Consider the following 358-nt stretch of genomic DNA (forward strand, 5'->3'; position numbering starts at 1 on the left):
AAGTTACCACAAACAGGAACAGCAGGTGTAGCTGGAACATTAATCAGTGGAGTTATTGCTTTACTTGGTGGATTAGGATTAAGTAAAAAAAGAAGAAAATAATTATTATTGATAATGTTAGATTATTAATAATATAAATGATTAAAAGTAGCTAGTTTTCGTATTATATTGAAACTAGCTACTTTTTAACTTCAATAATTAAGTCATTAAAAAGAATATTTAATATGTATTTTTTATTTTAATAAAAAATGATATCCATATTCATAAGAATATGGATATCATTTTGCAGTTTGTTGAAAAACCCCCTGTTTAAAAACAGAGGGTTTTTCTATTATTAGTTGTGGATAAAATTTAATAT

1 protein-coding gene is annotated in these 358 nt (G+C 23.7%); it reads left to right on the forward strand.

Annotated features, from left to right (window positions below; translation table 11 throughout):
- Positions 1-102, forward strand: a 102-nt coding sequence (locus tag LPC13_RS17240; RefSeq protein WP_407080862.1) for an LPXTG cell wall anchor domain-containing protein, incomplete at its 5' end; no start/stop codon positions are given.
- Positions 103-358 lie beyond the last annotated feature (256 nt).

The sequence above is a fragment of the Clostridium celatum genome, from assembly GCF_021412605.1.
Lineage (GTDB): Bacteria > Bacillota > Clostridia > Clostridiales > Clostridiaceae > Clostridium > Clostridium celatum.